Consider the following 15,432-nt stretch of genomic DNA (forward strand, 5'->3'; position numbering starts at 1 on the left):
CTAACTTGGCTACTTATTTATGATATCTAAATACTCAGCAACACCGTCAGCCACTGTTTTGAACTTATGGTTGCAGCCCGTCTTACGAAGTTTAGTTAGGTCGGCTTGAGTGTACTCTTGATAAACACCCTTTAAGTGTTCAGGGAATGGAATTGTTTCGAACTTACCCTTTCCATGATGTTTAATTACCGCTTTTGCGACTTCTTCAAAAGACTCCGCGTTGCCAGTGCCTAGATTGAAAATACCAGACTGATTGTTTTCCCAGAACCAAATATTAACCGCTGCAACGTCTCCAACGTAGACAAAATCGCGTTTGAATCCTTCACTACCTTCAAACAGCTTAGGATTTTCACCCGCATTCATTTGGTTGTTTAGATGAAAAGCCACAGATGCCATTGATCCTTTGTGCTGTTCGCGAGGGCCGTATACGTTGAAGTAACGGAAACCTGTTACTTGGGATAGTGTCTCTCCATGCGCTTCAGCTTCAGCAAAAACACCACGGACATAGTTGTCAAACTGCTGTTTAGAATAACCGTAGACGTTTAGTGCCCCCTCGTAAGGCTTTTCTTCGATAAATGTGTCCGTTTCACCATAGGTAGCAGCGGAGGATGCATATAGAAACGGAATTTCTCGCTCCAAGCAGTAATGCAGAAGTTCTTTTGAGTATTCATAATTGTTATGCATTATGTACTTGCCATCCCACTCGGTGGTGGCTGAGCATGCGCCTTCATGGAAAATGGCATCGATAGGGCCGAAGTTTTCTCCTGCCATAATCTGAACTAGGAAGTCTTCTTTGTCCATGTAATCGGTGATGTCGAGATCGACAAGGTTTGCAAACTTACGGCCATTCTTGAGGTTATCGACAACTAAGATGTCATCTATACCTCTATCATTTAGCGCTTTTACAATATTGCTACCAATCATTCCTGCGCCACCGGTTACTATGAACATAATACTTCCTAATATTTATCTATATTGAGAGGATTATAGCAATGCATTCATGGGGTTAACAGTCGTATAAGATACTTCGGCATTGTTTTCAGGATATGGTATCGTTATTTATATAAGCCTGTATGAATAGACATTCAGGTAGGTTGAGAAAACAGAGAATAATATGAAAATTGCAATCGCTGGTACCGGCTATGTCGGTCTCTCTAACGCAGTATTATTGGCGCAGCACCATGAGGTTGTTGCGGTAGACATCATTTCAGAGAAAGTTGAGCTTCTTAATACTGGTAAGTCACCTATCGCAGACGCTGAGATTGAGCAGTTTTTAACTAAAAAAGAGCTTAACTTTACCGCCACTCTCGATAAAGAGTTAGCTTATAAAGATGCTGAGTACGTGGTTATCGCAACACCGACGGATTACGACCCTCAGACTAACTACTTCAATACCTCATCGGTTGAAGCAGTAATTCGAGATGTTAAGGCTATCAATCCAGATGCGGTGATGGTGATTAAATCGACCGTGCCGGTAGGCTATACAGCGCGCATCAAACAAGAGCTTGAGAGCGAGAACATCATTTTCTCTCCTGAGTTTTTGCGTGAAGGTCGTGCTCTGTATGACAACCTTCACCCATCCCGAATTATTGTGGGTGAGCGCAGTGAGCGTGCGAAACGCTTTGCCGAGCTACTTGTCGAAGGTGCAGAGAAAGAGAATATCGACGTTCTTTTCACTGACTCTACTGAAGCAGAGGCGGTTAAGCTTTTCTCTAACACTTATCTTGCTCTGCGTGTGGCTTATTTTAATGAGCTAGACTCCTATGCTGAAGCGCATGGTTTGGATACGCGTCAGATCATTGAAGGTGTTGGCCTAGACCCACGCATCGGTAATCACTATAACAACCCATCATTTGGTTATGGTGGCTACTGCTTACCTAAGGATACTAAGCAACTTCTGGCTAACTATCAGGAAGTACCGAACAACATCATCGGTGCTATCGTTGATGCGAACCGTACCCGAAAGGACTTCATCTCAGACTCTATCTTGAAGCGTCAGCCTAAGGTTGTGGGTATCTATCGTCTGATCATGAAGGCGGGTTCGGACAACTTCCGTGCTTCATCTGTACAGGGCATCATGAAACGCCTCAAGGCCAAAGGTATTGAGGTTGTGGTTTATGAGCCTGTGCTTGAGGAAGAGCATTTCTTCCACTCCAAGAACATTCGAGACTTGGAAGAGTTCAAGAAAGTATCAGATGTGATTGTGTCTAACCGTATGGTTGATGAGATTCGTGACGTTGCAGATAAGGTTTACACTCGAGACCTATTTGGTAGCGACTAATCGAGATTCGCGAAGAAAAGAAAAGGCGCTCAATAGAGCGCCTTAGTTTTATCTGCTGATTGGCTTTATTAAAGAATAAAGCGACTTAGGTCTTCGTCTTCAACCAGTTTGCCTAGTTTGCCTTCTACATAGTTTGAATCGATAACAACCTTGCTGCCAGACTGCTCGGTTGCATCGTAAGAAATCTCATCCATCAGACGCTCCATCACAGTGTGCAGACGGCGTGCACCGATGTTTTCTGTGGTTTCATTGACCTGCCATGCCGCTTCTGCAATGCGAGTGATGCCATCTTTAGTGAACTCCACATCGACTTCTTCAGTTTTTAGAAGGGCAACGTATTGCTCAGAGAGAGAGGCTCGAGGCTCAGTTAGGATACGTTCAAAGTCATGGCTTGATAGCGCTTCTAGCTCAACTCGGATCGGCAGACGACCTTGCAACTCTGGGATCAGATCTGAAGGTTTAGCTACCTGGAATGCGCCCGATGCGATAAACAGGATATGGTCGGTTTTAACCATTCCATGCTTGGTAGACACCGTGCTACCCTCGATTAGAGGTAGTAGGTCACGCTGAACACCTTCGCGAGATACATCTGGGCCAGAGCTTTCGCCACGCTTACAGATCTTGTCAATCTCATCGATAAACACGATTCCGTTGTTTTCAACGTTATAGATAGCGTTTTCTTTTAGCTCTTCTTGATTCACCAGCTTGGCAGCTTCTTCTTCAACCAGAGACTTGAACGCATCTTTGATCTTTAGTTTGCGCGATTTCTTGGTGTTACCAGCAAGATTTTGGAACATACCTTGTAGCTGATTAGTCATCTCTTCCATGCCTGGTGGTGACATGATTTCCACGCCCATTTGCGGCGCCGCTACTTCGATATCGATCTCTTTATCGTCTAGCTTGCCTTCACGCAGTTTCTTGCGGAAGATTTGACGAGTATTAGAGGTGTCTTCACCTTTTTCGTTCTGGCCCCAAGCATCGCGTGCAGGTGGCAGTAGGGCATCTAGGATACGCTCTTCTGCTTGCTCTTCAGCACGGAATTTCACTTTTTCGGTTGCTTGCTGGTGAGTCATCTTTACGGCAACATCGGTTAGGTCGCGAATGATGGTCTCAACTTCTTTACCTACGTAACCCACCTCGGTGAACTTGGTCGCTTCAACCTTGATAAAAGGAGCGTTAGCAAGCTTCGCAAGACGACGGGCAATTTCGGTTTTACCTACGCCGGTTGGACCGATCATTAGGATATTTTTTGGGGTCACTTCAGCGCGCAGACCTTCTTCAAGCTGCATACGACGCCAGCGGTTACGCAGTGCGATAGCAACAGAGCGCTTAGCTTTTTCTTGGCCAATGATGTGGCGATTCAGTTCGTGAACGATTTCACGAGGAGTCATTTCAGACATGCGAAATTCCTTAATTAGTATTCAAGCTCATCGATGGTGTGATGGTGGTTAGTGAACACACAAATATCACCAGCGATGTTTAGCGATTTCTCTGCGATCTCGCGTGCGTCTAGTTCGGTATTTTCTAGAAGTGCAGTAGCGGCCGCTTGTGCAAAGTTACCACCTGAGCCGATTGCGATTAGGTCGTTTTCTGGTTGAACCACATCACCATTACCTGTGATGATAAGAGAAGCGGTTTCATCGGCTACGGCTAGCAGTGCTTCTAGGCGACGCAGTGCGCGGTCGCTACGCCAATCTTTGGCTAGCTCAACGGCTGCACGAGTCAAATGGCCTTGATGCATTTGAAGCTTGCTTTCAAAGCGTTCGAATAGGGTAAAGGCATCAGCAGTACCGCCAGCGAAGCCAGCTAGTACCTTGCCGTTGTATAGGCGACGTACTTTTTGGGCGTTGCCCTTCATTACAGTGTTGCCCAGGGATACTTGTCCATCACCTGCGATGACAACTTTATTGTTTCTACGTACGGATACTATGGTAGTCACGAGGTTTCCTTAAATTTCACCAGTGAGATACCAATTGAATGGGGATGTGAGCAGATAAAATCAAGCCCTCGAGAAGAGGGCTTGTGGGAAGTTAGTTTCCAGTATCTTTCCAGATGACGCACGGCTCGATCTTGGCGCGCTGCAGTTTGTGCTTGTCTCGCTCGGCTTCGCGTTTACGTTCGTAAGGGCCAAGAGTCACGCGATACCAACTACTACCTTGACGCTGACGAATCTCACTAGACAATCCTTGGAAGGCGATATCCATCTTACGTTCTTCGGCTTGGGCACGGCTCTTATAGGCGCCGCACTGCATCACATAAGGGATCTCAGAAAGCTTCTCTTCTTTCGGCGTTACCTTCACCTCGCGCTCGGGCAGGGACTTAACATACTCCCACTTTTCCTCTGGAGGTGGCGGTAGAATCTCTTGCTCTTTGGTGGGTGCTTTTTCTACAGGCTTACTAACCACAGGCTTGGGTGGCTCAGGGTCCTGACTCAGTAGATAGAGACCATAACTGAAGCCCGCCACGAGAAGCACGGCCACGATTATGGCCTTCCATGGTTTTTTAGCAGGGGCGGACTTGCGCGTTGAGCGCTTGCTCGGGGCTCGGCCACCCTTTACGTAATCTTTTCTTGCCACGCAATTGATTCTATAAAGTGAGTAATACTGGGTATGTTAAAGCAGAACTACCCTAGATAACAATATTAGTGGCTCGGTGGCATGGTACTTTGACGCTGAATTAGTTCAGTATCCAGAAGACGAGAGCCGGTTCTTACATCATCACCATTCAATATGTTGAATAGCATCTGAGTTGCTTGGTAGCCGATATCGAATCTTGGCTGTGCAACCGTGGTTAGTGCGGGCTCACAATATTCTGAGAACTCTATGTTATCGAAGCCGATGATAGAGATATCTTGCGGGATACGCATACCCATAGCCTTTGCCTCGCGCATTGCACCGATAGCCATCATGTCGTTGTGACAGAATACTGCAGTTGGAGGGGTAGGTGAGCCGAGTAGTTTACGCATCGCCTTTGCCCCTGAATCAAAGCTAAAGTCGCCAGATACAGATTTGGTTAGGTCGATAGTTAACCCAGCACGGCGCAGAGCTTGCTGATAGCCTTGGCTACGGAAGTTCGATAGGGCTGAGGTATCAGGGCCTGTGATCTCCGCTATCTGTTTATGTCCTAGTTGGGCTAGATAATTAACTGCTTCAAAAGAAGCGGTAAGGTTATCGATGTGAACGGTAGGCAATTCTAGCTCTGGAGCAAACTCACATGCCATCACCATAGGTGGCAGATTCTTTTGCTCGGCCTTGCTGGCATCGATGGGTAGGTCGGTACCTAAAAGAATAAGGCCATCGGCTTGCTTGGAATAGACAAGGTTTACTAACGAGTTATCGCGACATTTCTGCTGATGGCTATCGCCATGCAGAACGAGATAGCCCTGTTCAGATGCAGCGTGCTCGATCCCGCGGATGATTTCAGAGAAGTAGGGATCGCAAAGATCTGGCACGATCACCACTAGCGTCTTGGATTCGTTTCGTTTCACGCTACGCACCATGGTGTTTGGGCAGTAGCCTGATTCAACCACTGCATCCTCAACCTTCTTGCGTGTGGCAGAAGAAACTTTCTCTGGGTTCATTAACGCTCGCGATACTGTAGCGGTTGACACTCCTGCCAACTCAGCAACATCCTTCATCGTCGCCATGATTCACTTATCCTTATCTATTCGTTGCTTTGCTCTGGTTCGTCCGATGTAGAGCAGAACTGTCTCCGGTAAGAGACAGGCAAATAAGTGTAAACATTTTTGTCCGTGACGTTTACGCTGAAAGTAGCATATTCCACCCGTTGCCTGTGAGTTGACTCGCAAAACTCAGTCTAACTTCAGCAAGGTTGCGCTACAAAGGGACCAAAGGTCACAATTTCGGCGCAGTTTAACTCAAATCTTGAGGCTCGACATCAATACTCCAGCGAACTTTTTTAGAATTTGGTAACAATTCAATAGCAGGCTTGGCACTAGAGAGTAACTTTTGCATGGTAGGACGATTCTGACACTGCAGAATAAGTTGCCATCGAGACTTACCCGCACGCTTTGCCATAGGGGCAGGAGAAGGCCCCATCACCCAACAGCTCTGATCGAACAGCGGGTGTGCCTCTAGAGTCGAGCGTACTTGTCTTAAGAAGTCTTCAACCAGTTGTGAGTCATTCGCTTCAGAGCGGAATAGGGTCAAGCTGGCAAAGGGTGGCAGTTGCGCCATTCTTCTTTCTTGTAGAGCTGTATTGGCAAACTCGGTATAGCCCTTATGGATCAGAGCTTGCAATAGAGAGTGCTCTGGATGGTGAGTCTGTAGAACTACATGTCCGGGCTTACTGGCACGACCGGCTCGCCCCGCTACCTGAATGAATAGCTGTGCTAATTTTTCTGAGGCGCGAAAGTCACTGCTGTATAGAGAAGAGTCCACATCCAATAAAGCAACCAAGGTGACGTTCGGGAAGTGGTGTCCCTTGGCCAGCATTTGGGTGCCGATAAGAATCTGATACTCTTGTTCGCGAACCGCCTCTAGGGCTGAATCTAGGCTTCCCTTACGACGAGTGTTATCGCGGTCGATGCGAATGGTCTTATATTCTGGGAACAGTTCAGTAAGGTGAGCTTCCAATTGCTCTGTACCGACCCCAACGGTTACGAGCTGGGTTGAGCCACAGCTTTGACACTGATGCACCACAGGGCGTTGAGAACCACAGTGATGACAACGCATCTCTTGGCTTCCCTGATGATAGGTGTAGTAGGCATCGCAACGCACGCAGTCGGCAATCCAGCCACATTCGTGGCACATCATGGCTGGAGAAAAACCGCGGCGGTTAAGAAACAGCAGTACCTGATTACCTTGGTCTAGATGTTTTCGCATTTGGGCTATCAAAGGGGCACTCAATCCACTATCCAGATAGAGTCCTTTGACATCAATAACTGAATTAGTGGTTGGCTTGGCACCACCCGCTCTTTGAGTGAGCTCCAGATGTAGGTACTTTCCTGCCTTAGCATTGGCGAGCGTTTCTAGTGAAGGTGTCGCTGAGCCTAAGACAACCGGTATCTGTTCATGATGGGCGCGCATAATGGCCATATCACGAGCATGATAGCGCCAGCTATCTTGCTGTTTATAGGAGGTATCGTGCTCCTCATCTACGATGATAATGCCGAGATCAGAAAACGGGGTCATCAAAGCAGAGCGCGTGCCGATCAAGATGCCGCATTCACCTGATTTCACTTCGATCCATGCATTTAGTCTTTCTGTTTCATTGAGCCCAGAGTGGATGGTTGTGATATTGACGTTGAAGCGACGTTTGAATCTATTGATGGTCTGGGGCGTCAGACCTATCTCAGGAACCAGCACTAGTGCTTGTTTACCTTTTTCTAGTACTGACTCGATAAGCTGAAGATAGACCTCAGTCTTGCCAGAGCCAGTAACTCCATCGAGTAGGGCACATTCATATCCCTGCACATGGTTTAGGGTAACCACCGCAAGCATCTGTTCATTATTAAGCTGGCGTTTGTCCTCTTCTTCTACTCGCTTTTCCGGCCACTCAATTTTGTCACTGATCTTTTCCTGACTCTCAATCCAGCCTTTTTGCTCTAACGTCTTTAGCACAGAAGAGGAGGCCTCAATGTCTAACATCTGTTGATGAGTCATGGAGCTGGACTCGAGAGAATGCATTATCTTGGCTTGCTGCACCGCTCTACCAAAGCCTTGCATAAGCTGGTTCTTACCCGCTTCAGTTAGGCTCCAGGTCTTGATGGCTTGCTTGTGTGCAGGCTTACCTTTACGCAGAGCTCCAGGCATTACATTACTGAAGGTTTCACCAATAGGAGCTTGATAGAAGCGGCTTCCCCATTTGATGAGCTTATACAGTTTTTCCGGCCATAGCGGCTCGAGATCTAGAAGCTGAGCAATTGGTTTGAGCTTGTTAATATCGTATTCAGATTGATGAGAGAGTCCGGTCACTATTCCCAGTAGTTTTTTAGGGCCGAAAGGTACCCAAACGCGCGCACCGATAACCGGAAAAAGATGGTTTGGAATTAAATACTCAAACTCACGGTCTAATGGTACAGGCAGGGCTACTTTTGCTATTGATGGACGCATGACGCTCTCTAGAGTGGGGTGGTCGAGGACAATAGTAAGAAAAAGCCTGCTAAAATTCGATAGCCACTCTCGATTAGCAATAAAAATGGCGAAAAAAGGGACAAATAGGTTGATAACCCACAGGGGTTTCTTTATTATACTGCGCCTTGAAGATGCTGAGAGTTCGGCGTCACTATTTAAAAACTACGTGTGGTGTTCAGCGTTGAGCTGTATAGCGACACGGCCTATATATGAGGTTTTCCCATGAAAGCAGGTATCCACCCTGAATACAAAGCTGTAACAGCAACTTGTTCTTGCGGCAACACTTTTGAGTTCAACTCAACTCTAGCTAAAGAATCTATCCACCTAGACGTGTGTGACAAGTGCCACCCATTCTACACTGGTAAGCAGCGTATCGTTGATACAGGCGGCCGTGTAGATCGCTTCAACAAGCGTTTCGGTGCTCTTTCTTCTAAGAAATAATCTTAGTAGTAAGACAGTCAAAAAGGTCGCGAAAGCGGCCTTTTTGCATTTTTACGGTTTGATAAATTTCAATTGTAGAGAGCTGTAGTAAATTTAAGTAGACTCTCTTTCTTTATTAGAACAAAAAAGGACTTCCCCTCCATGACAGATGAACACTCGGCCAATGACTTTCGTCAGCAAGCCCTCGACTACCATGAATTCCCTCGCCCAGGCAAAATTGGTGTAGAACTGACTACTCCGGCTGACTCGGTAAAAGATTTATCTCTGGCTTACAGCCCAGGCGTGGCTGAGCCAGTGCGTGAAATCGCGCAGAATGTGGATAACGTCTACAAGTACACAGCCAAGGGCAATATGGTAGCGGTTATCTCAAACGGTACGGCGATTCTTGGTTTGGGTAACCTGGGGCCTATGGCTTCAAAACCTGTTATGGAAGGTAAGGCTCTACTGTTTAAGCGCTTTGCAGGCCTAGATTCTATCGATATCGAGGTTAAGCACCGCACCATCGATGAGTTTGTCGATACGGTTGCAGCTATCGCAGATACCTTTGGTGGTATTAATCTTGAAGATATCAAGGCGCCAGACTGCTTTGAGATCGAGAGCCGTCTGATTGAACGCTGTGACGTGCCTGTATTCCACGATGACCAACATGGTACAGCTATCGTAACTGCTGCAGGTATGCTGAATGCTATCGAACTGCAGGGCAAACAGCTTTGTGACTCAACCATCGTATGTCTTGGCGCAGGTGCTGCGGCTGTGGCATGTATGGAGCTTTTGATTAAGTGCGGCGCACAGCGTGAGAAGATCTACATGCTTGACCGTAAGGGTGTGATTCACACTCGTCGTGAAGACCTAAACGAATACAAGCAGCTGTTTGCGAACAATACCGATAAACGCACTCTAGAAGATGTTATCGAGGGGGCTGACCTCTTCTTGGGTGTATCGGGACCAAATCTACTTTCTCCTGAGGCGCTTGCGCTTATGGGTGATAAGCCGGTGGTATTTGCGTGTTCAAACCCAGATCCAGAGATCAAGCCTGAGCTTGCTCACGAGGTTCGTAGTGACCTTATTATGGGTACAGGTCGTTCTGACTATCCAAACCAGGTGAACAACGTAATCTGTTTCCCATTCATCTTCCGCGGTGCGCTGGATGTGCGTGCAAGCGAGATCAACATTGAGATGAAGCTTGCAGCAGTTGAGGCGATTCGCCAGTTAGCCAAAGAGCCTGTACCACAAGCGGTATTGGATGCGGCAGGTGTTGATGCCCTAGAGTTTGGTTCTGGCTATATCATTCCTAAGCCAATGGACCCACGCCTGTTGCCACGCGTTGCAACCGCAGTTGCTAAAGCGGCGATAGAATCTGGTGTGGCTCGTATCGAGCTACCAGAAGGCTATATGCAAGGCTAAGCCATTATTGATACCAACAAAAACGCCCTCAATTATGAGGGCGTTTTTTTATTTGTTCGATTTAATCGTCGAAGGTCTCTAGTTCGATACCTAGGTCAGCCATGATCTCCTTGGCTTCAGTTGGGATCTCGTCTGGACGGTCTTTTCTCAGGTCTTCATCGGTTGGAAGAGGTTGACCGGTATAGGCGTGCAAGAAGGCTTCACACAGTAGTTCACTGTTGGTTGCGTGACGCAAGTTGTTGATTTGGCGTCGTGTTCTTTCGTCGGTCAAAATCTTAAGCACTTTAAGAGGGATAGATACAGTGATCTTCTTTACTTGGGTGCTTTTCTTGCCATGTTCTGCATACGGGCTGATGTATTCGCCGTTCCAATCTGCCATTGAAAACCTTCATTACCATTTAAGGGATTTAATAACCCTAATTTTAGCGATGTTTACTGCTACAAGTAAAGGCATTTAGACGTCTAGATGTGTTGATGTCTACGCAAGGAGAGGGTAATCTATAAACAGATTAAGGTATTTGTGATTGGTATCAAACTTGACCACTCATTGTCAAAGGAAGGCCACAAAAATGAGCAGTAAACATAAATCATCCACGATAGCGGTTCGTACCGGTATCGAGTCAGACACTCAGCACCACGCTGTTGTGCCACCTATCTATCTTTCTACTAACTACGGCTTCCCTTCATTTGGTGACGTGCCTAAGTATGATTACACCCGCTCTGGTAACCCAAACCGCGGTCTTTTGGAAACAGCGCTGTTTGAGCTTGAGTCTGGTAAGGGCGCAGTTGTGACTAACTGCGGTACCTCAGCACTAAACCTGTGGGTATCGGCTTTCCTTGGTCCTGATGACCTGATTATCGCGCCGCACGATTGCTACGGTGGTACCTATCGCTTGTTCAACACTCGCGCTCGTAAGGGTGACTTCAAGGTTGAGTTTGTAGACCAATCGAACGAAGAAGCGTTTGCTGAAGCACTAGCTAAAAACCCAAAGCTTATCCTGCTTGAGACTCCATCTAACCCTTTGGTTCGCGTGGTAGATATCGCTAAGGTGTGTGCTCAAGCAAAAGAAGTGGGAGCGTTGGTGGGTGTGGACAATACCTTTTTGACACCGATATTCCAAAAGCCTCTAGAGCTCGGTGCTGACTTCGTTATCCACTCCACTACGAAGTACATCAATGGTCACTCGGATGTGATCGGTGGCGTGGTGATCACCAAGAGTGAAGAACATGCAGAAGAGCTGGCTTGGTGGGGCAACTGTATCGGTGCAACCGGTACGCCATTTGATAGTTATATGACGTTGCGCGGCATTCGCACCCTAGGCGCACGTATGCGCGTGCACGAAGAGAGCTCGCAGCAGATCCTGCAGTTTCTTCAGACCCAATCTCGCGTTAAGACCATCTATCACCCAAGCCTTCCTGAACATCCTGGTCATGAGATTGCTAAGCGTCAGCAGAGTGGTTTCGGTAGCATGCTGAGCTTTGAATTCAATGGTTCGATGGAAGAGCTGAAGACCTTTGTTAGCGGTCTGAAGCTATTCTCGCTTGCTGAGTCTTTGGGTGGTGTGGAGAGCCTTATCTGTCACCCAGCCACTATGACTCATAGAGCTATGGGTGAAGAGGCACTGGCAGAAGCAGGTGTTTCTCATTTCTTGTTGCGCCTGTCTGTAGGCCTTGAAGATTCAGAAGATTTGATTGCTGACCTACAACAAGCACTAGAACTAGTAGGGGCATAAGCAATGACACAGTTACATAAGTTTGGTGGCAGTAGCCTAGCGAATGCAGAGTGCTTTCGTCGCGTTGCCACCATTTTAAAAGAGCACTCTGACAGCCACGATCTAGTGGTGGTTTCAGCTGCAGGTTCTACCACAAACAACTTACTTAAATGGCTGGGTGCGTTAGAGAAAGATGGTCGCGTGGCACATGAGATCTTGCTCGAGCTGCGTGCCTATCAGAACCAACTTATTGAAGACCTGCTTCCACAAGAAAAGGCTGAGCCACTTCAAGAGAAGCTCAATGGTGAGTTGGCAGAGCTGGGTGCTGCACTAACTCCACTATCTGAGGTGGAGAAAGCCGCGGTATTGGGGCACGGTGAGGTTTGGTCTTCACGCCTTCTAGCAGCACTTCTCAATCACCAAGATATGGAATCGGTAGCTCTCGACTCGCGCGACTTCCTGCGCGCTGAGATGGGTACACAGCCTGAGATTGACCGTGGTCTGTCTTGGCCTCTGATTAAGGCTGTGCTTGCTCAGCATCCACATTGTCGTAAGGTAATCACAGGCTTTATGGCACAGAATTCACAGGGCCAAACTGTACTTCTTGGTCGTAACGGCTCCGACTACTCAGCAACCATTATTGGTGCCTTAGCTGAAGCGAATAAGGTGACTATCTGGAGTGATGTGGCAGGCGTATATAGCGCAGACCCACGTGTGGTTTCTGATGCATGTCTGCTTCCTCTTCTTCGTTTGGATGAGGCTAACGAGTTGGCTCGTCTAGCGGCTCCTGTTCTGCACAGCCGCACCTTACAGCCGGTAGCGCAAAGTGCAATGGACCTTGAGCTGCGTTGTAGTCATCAACCAGAATTTGGTTCTACACGTATCGAACGTGTATTGGCATCGGGCCGTGGTGCCAAGATCGTGACCTCGCTAGATGATGTAAATCTGATTGAGTTAACCGTTGCTCATTCACACGACTTTGAAGCGCTTGAGCCACAAGTACTGAGCGTGTTGAACAAGGCGCAACTAGCACCGCTTGCTTACGAGTCTCAGCTAGACAATCGTTGTATTCGCCTTGCCTATACAGGTGAGTTATTGCCGGGTGTTATTGCATGCATCGAGGGTTCATCCCTTGAAGTGGGTCTAGAAGTAAAATCGGGTTATTCCTTGGTGGCGGCGGTAGGCGCTGGAGTTACTAATAATGCTAACCACTGTTATGGCTTCTATCAGCAACTAAAGAACACGCCAGTTGAGTTTATGTTCGAGTCGGAGACCGAGCTAAGTTTGATTGCAGTGCTAAAACAGGCTGAGGTACCTCTGCTTCTGGAGTCTATCCATACTCAGCTGTTCCAAGCGCAAAAGCGCGTCGGTCTCATCCTATGTGGTAAGGGTAATATAGGTTCAAACTGGGTCGAGCTATTCGCTGAGCAAAAAGACGAGCTGGAGAAGCGTCATAGTATGAGCTTCGATCTCATCTCTGTGGTTTCGAGCGATCGCTATTGGTTTGATGAAAACGGCATCGACGCCAAGACGGTAAACAACCGTTTCCGCGACGAAGCCATTGCTATCGAAGAAGACTGGCTGGTTCAGGTAAGCAAACAGACTACCTACGATGAGCTGGTGGTATTGGATGTGACTGCAAGCCAAGAGGTATCAGACCGCTATCTTGAATTTGCTGAGCACGGCATGCATCTGATCTCTGCTAACAAGCTGGCAGGTTCGGCAAAGAGTGAGTTCTATCATCAGGTTCAGGACCTGTTCTCTAAAACCGGTCGCCACTGGCTATACAATGCAACTGTGGGTGCAGGCCTTCCTGTAAACCATACGGTGCGTGACCTTAGAGAGAGTGGTGATGACATCGTAGCCCTTGCCGGGATCTTCTCTGGCACGCTTTCTTGGCTATTCCAGCAATACGATGGTGCGGTGCCATTCAGCGAGTTGGTAGACCTAGCTTGGCAGCAGGGCTTAACTGAACCTGACCCTCGCTCTGACCTAGATGGTACGGATGTAATGCGCAAGCTAGTAATTCTAGCGCGTGAATCTGGTCTAGATATCGAGCCTGAGAATGTGAAGGTAGAGTCTCTGGTTCCTGAGACCTTGCTTGGTCTGCATGTGGATGACTTCTTCTCGCAGGCGCATCTTCTGAATGAGATTCTTCAAGAGCGTCTAGAGAAGGCTCAATCGCAAGGTAAGGTGCTTCGCTATGTGGCGCGTTTGACTAAAGAGGGCGAAGCCACTGTAGGCGTTGAGGCTCTTGAGGAGCACCATGCACTGGCGAACCTGCTTCCGTGTGACAACATCTTTGCTATCGAGAGCAAGTGGTACAAAGACAACCCGCTAGTTATCCGCGGTCCGGGTGCGGGACGAGAGGTGACGGCTGGTGCGCTCCAGTCAGACCTGAACAGACTTTCTGGTCTTCTATAAGCATAACGCCACCGAATAAGGTGGCGTTTTTGTAATCAAAAAAACAAACAAAATTTGCTCGATTTTTTTGTTGACAAGGCTCGCATAAATCCACATTATTTAGACATATAGACGTCTAAACGTATTTTAAATTGATCACGCGTTGATTCTAAGGGAGAAAGAAGTATGGGATATACGCACGCCAGTCACATTGATGCACTGAATCAGAACATTGCAGAGCTCTCTGACAACATCAATGTCTCATTCGAATTTTTCCCGCCGAGCAGTGAAAAGATGGAAGAGACGCTATGGAATTCAGTTCATCGTCTGAAAACACTTCAGCCTAAGTTTGTATCGGTAACCTATGGTGCCAACTCAGGTGAGCGTGACCGTACTCACTCCATCATAAAAGAGATCAAGAGCCAGACAGGCCTAGTTGCGGCACCGCACCTGACCTGTATCGATGCCTCTCGTGATGAGCTTATCAATATTGCCGATGACTACTGGAACAATGGTATCAAGAGTATCGTAGCCCTACGTGGTGATATTCCACCGGGTGGCGGTAAGCCTGATATGTATGCTTCTGACTTGGTAGAGCTTCTGAAAGCCCGCCATGACTTCGATATCTCTGTGGCAGCCTTCCCTGAGGTTCACCCAGAAGCGAAAAGTGCTCAATCCGATCTGCTTAACCTAAAGCGTAAGGTAGATGCGGGCGCTAACCGTGCTATCACTCAGTTCTTCTTTGATGTAGAGAGCTATCTAAGATTCCGTGACCGCAGTGTTGCTGCAGGTATCGATGTAGAGATCGTTCCGGGTATCCTGCCTGTATCCAACTTCAAGCAGGCATCGCGCTTTGCGGCTATGAACAACGTTAAGGTTCCTGGCTGGATGTCTCAGCAGTTTGAAGGTCTAGATGATGATCCAACAACTCGTCAGTTAGTAGGTGCAAGCCAGGCTATCGACATGGTGCGTATCCTAAGTCGTGAGGGAGTGAAGGACTTCCACTTCTATACCCTAAACCGCGCCGAGATGACCTATGCACTGTGCCATACCCTCGGTGTGAGACCACAAACCGCATAACTAAGAGAGGACGCCT

13 protein-coding genes are annotated in these 15,432 nt (G+C 47.7%); 6 read left to right on the plus strand and 7 right to left on the minus strand.

Annotated elements, in window-relative coordinates:
* Positions 1-9: 9 nt before the first annotated feature.
* Positions 10-951 (minus strand): ADP-glyceromanno-heptose 6-epimerase, encoded by a 942-nt coding sequence (gene rfaD, locus Pcarn_RS00785; RefSeq protein ID WP_261834522.1) that lies wholly within the window; start codon positions 949-951, stop codon positions 10-12.
* A gap of 163 nt (positions 952-1,114) precedes the next feature.
* Here rfaD and Pcarn_RS00790 point away from each other — a divergent pair, with 163 nt between their 5' ends.
* Positions 1,115-2,281, plus strand: a complete 1,167-nt coding sequence (locus Pcarn_RS00790) for a nucleotide sugar dehydrogenase (protein WP_261834523.1) — start codon at positions 1,115-1,117, stop codon at positions 2,279-2,281.
* Positions 2,282-2,349: 68 nt separating this feature from the next.
* Here the strand turns inward: Pcarn_RS00790 and hslU are convergent, their stop codons facing one another.
* The 5 genes from hslU to priA form a co-directional block, all read right to left on the minus strand.
* The gene (hslU, locus tag Pcarn_RS00795) at positions 2,350-3,681 is read right to left on the minus strand and encodes an HslU--HslV peptidase ATPase subunit (protein WP_261834524.1); all 1,332 of its coding nucleotides are present in this window, start codon (positions 3,679-3,681) and stop codon (positions 2,350-2,352) included.
* A 14-nt stretch (positions 3,682-3,695) separates the two neighbouring features.
* Positions 3,696-4,220 (minus strand): ATP-dependent protease subunit HslV, encoded by a 525-nt coding sequence (gene hslV, locus Pcarn_RS00800; RefSeq protein ID WP_261834525.1) that lies wholly within the window; start codon positions 4,218-4,220, stop codon positions 3,696-3,698.
* Positions 4,221-4,311: 91 nt separating this feature from the next.
* On the minus strand, positions 4,312-4,857 hold the full coding sequence (locus Pcarn_RS00805; RefSeq protein ID WP_261834526.1) for an SPOR domain-containing protein: 546 nt from the start codon (positions 4,855-4,857) through the stop codon (positions 4,312-4,314).
* A 65-nt stretch (positions 4,858-4,922) separates the two neighbouring features.
* Positions 4,923-5,927: a DNA-binding transcriptional regulator CytR gene (gene cytR / locus Pcarn_RS00810; RefSeq protein WP_261834527.1), complete on the minus strand. Its 1,005-nt coding sequence runs from the start codon at positions 5,925-5,927 to the stop codon at positions 4,923-4,925.
* 226 nt (positions 5,928-6,153) lie between these two features.
* A complete protein-coding gene (gene priA, locus Pcarn_RS00815) occupies positions 6,154-8,355 on the minus strand; it encodes a primosomal protein N' (RefSeq protein WP_261834528.1) in 2,202 nt (733 codons plus the stop codon).
* Between the two features lie 243 nt (positions 8,356-8,598).
* On the opposite strand from priA, the gene rpmE reads away from it, so the two are divergent.
* Both rpmE and Pcarn_RS00825 read left to right on the plus strand, forming a co-directional pair.
* Positions 8,599-8,817 (plus strand): 50S ribosomal protein L31, encoded by a 219-nt coding sequence (rpmE, locus tag Pcarn_RS00820; protein WP_004737142.1) that lies wholly within the window; start codon positions 8,599-8,601, stop codon positions 8,815-8,817.
* Between the two features lie 141 nt (positions 8,818-8,958).
* Positions 8,959-10,221, plus strand: coding sequence for a malic enzyme-like NAD(P)-binding protein (locus tag Pcarn_RS00825; RefSeq protein ID WP_261834529.1), 1,263 nt, complete (start codon positions 8,959-8,961; stop codon positions 10,219-10,221).
* Between the two features lie 61 nt (positions 10,222-10,282).
* Here Pcarn_RS00825 and metJ read toward each other — a convergent pair whose 3' ends face one another.
* Positions 10,283-10,600: a met regulon transcriptional regulator MetJ gene (gene metJ / locus Pcarn_RS00830; protein WP_261834530.1), complete on the minus strand. Its 318-nt coding sequence runs from the start codon at positions 10,598-10,600 to the stop codon at positions 10,283-10,285.
* Between the two features lie 190 nt (positions 10,601-10,790).
* Here metJ and Pcarn_RS00835 point away from each other — a divergent pair, with 190 nt between their 5' ends.
* The 3 genes from Pcarn_RS00835 (at position 10,791) to metF (ending at position 15,416) form a co-directional block, all read left to right on the plus strand.
* Complete coding sequence (locus tag Pcarn_RS00835) at positions 10,791-11,954, plus strand: O-succinylhomoserine (thiol)-lyase (RefSeq protein ID WP_261834531.1); 1,164 nt, start codon at positions 10,791-10,793, stop codon at positions 11,952-11,954.
* A 3-nt stretch (positions 11,955-11,957) separates the two neighbouring features.
* A complete protein-coding gene (locus tag Pcarn_RS00840; protein WP_261834532.1) occupies positions 11,958-14,357 on the plus strand; it encodes a bifunctional aspartate kinase/homoserine dehydrogenase II in 2,400 nt (799 codons plus the stop codon).
* 165 nt (positions 14,358-14,522) lie between these two features.
* Positions 14,523-15,416: a methylenetetrahydrofolate reductase gene (gene metF / locus Pcarn_RS00845; protein ID WP_261834533.1), complete on the plus strand. Its 894-nt coding sequence runs from the start codon at positions 14,523-14,525 to the stop codon at positions 15,414-15,416.
* The last annotated feature ends 16 nt before the right edge of the window (positions 15,417-15,432 follow it).

Origin of the sequence: Vibrio ishigakensis (assembly GCF_024347675.1) — a bacterium.
Taxonomy (GTDB): domain Bacteria; phylum Pseudomonadota; class Gammaproteobacteria; order Enterobacterales; family Vibrionaceae; genus Vibrio; species Vibrio ishigakensis.

What these genes read in the sequence shown, in the direction of transcription:
- rfaD (WP_261834522.1), bottom strand. Translation starts at nt 951, where the DNA reads ATGTTCATAGTAACCGGTGGCGCAGGAATGATTGGTAGCAATATTGTA.
- Pcarn_RS00825 (WP_261834529.1), top strand. Translation starts at nt 8,959, where the DNA reads ATGACAGATGAACACTCGGCCAATGACTTTCGTCAGCAAGCCCTCGAC.
- Pcarn_RS00835 (WP_261834531.1), top strand. Translation starts at nt 10,791, where the DNA reads ATGAGCAGTAAACATAAATCATCCACGATAGCGGTTCGTACCGGTATC.
- priA (WP_261834528.1), bottom strand. Translation starts at nt 8,355, where the DNA reads ATGCGTCCATCAATAGCAAAAGTAGCCCTGCCTGTACCATTAGACCGT.
- cytR (WP_261834527.1), bottom strand. Translation starts at nt 5,927, where the DNA reads ATGGCGACGATGAAGGATGTTGCTGAGTTGGCAGGAGTGTCAACCGCT.
- hslU (WP_261834524.1), bottom strand. Translation starts at nt 3,681, where the DNA reads ATGTCTGAAATGACTCCTCGTGAAATCGTTCACGAACTGAATCGCCAC.
- Pcarn_RS00840 (WP_261834532.1), top strand. Translation starts at nt 11,958, where the DNA reads ATGACACAGTTACATAAGTTTGGTGGCAGTAGCCTAGCGAATGCAGAG.
- metF (WP_261834533.1), top strand. Translation starts at nt 14,523, where the DNA reads ATGGGATATACGCACGCCAGTCACATTGATGCACTGAATCAGAACATT.
- Pcarn_RS00790 (WP_261834523.1), top strand. Translation starts at nt 1,115, where the DNA reads ATGAAAATTGCAATCGCTGGTACCGGCTATGTCGGTCTCTCTAACGCA.
- metJ (WP_261834530.1), bottom strand. Translation starts at nt 10,600, where the DNA reads ATGGCAGATTGGAACGGCGAATACATCAGCCCGTATGCAGAACATGGC.
- rpmE (WP_004737142.1), top strand. Translation starts at nt 8,599, where the DNA reads ATGAAAGCAGGTATCCACCCTGAATACAAAGCTGTAACAGCAACTTGT.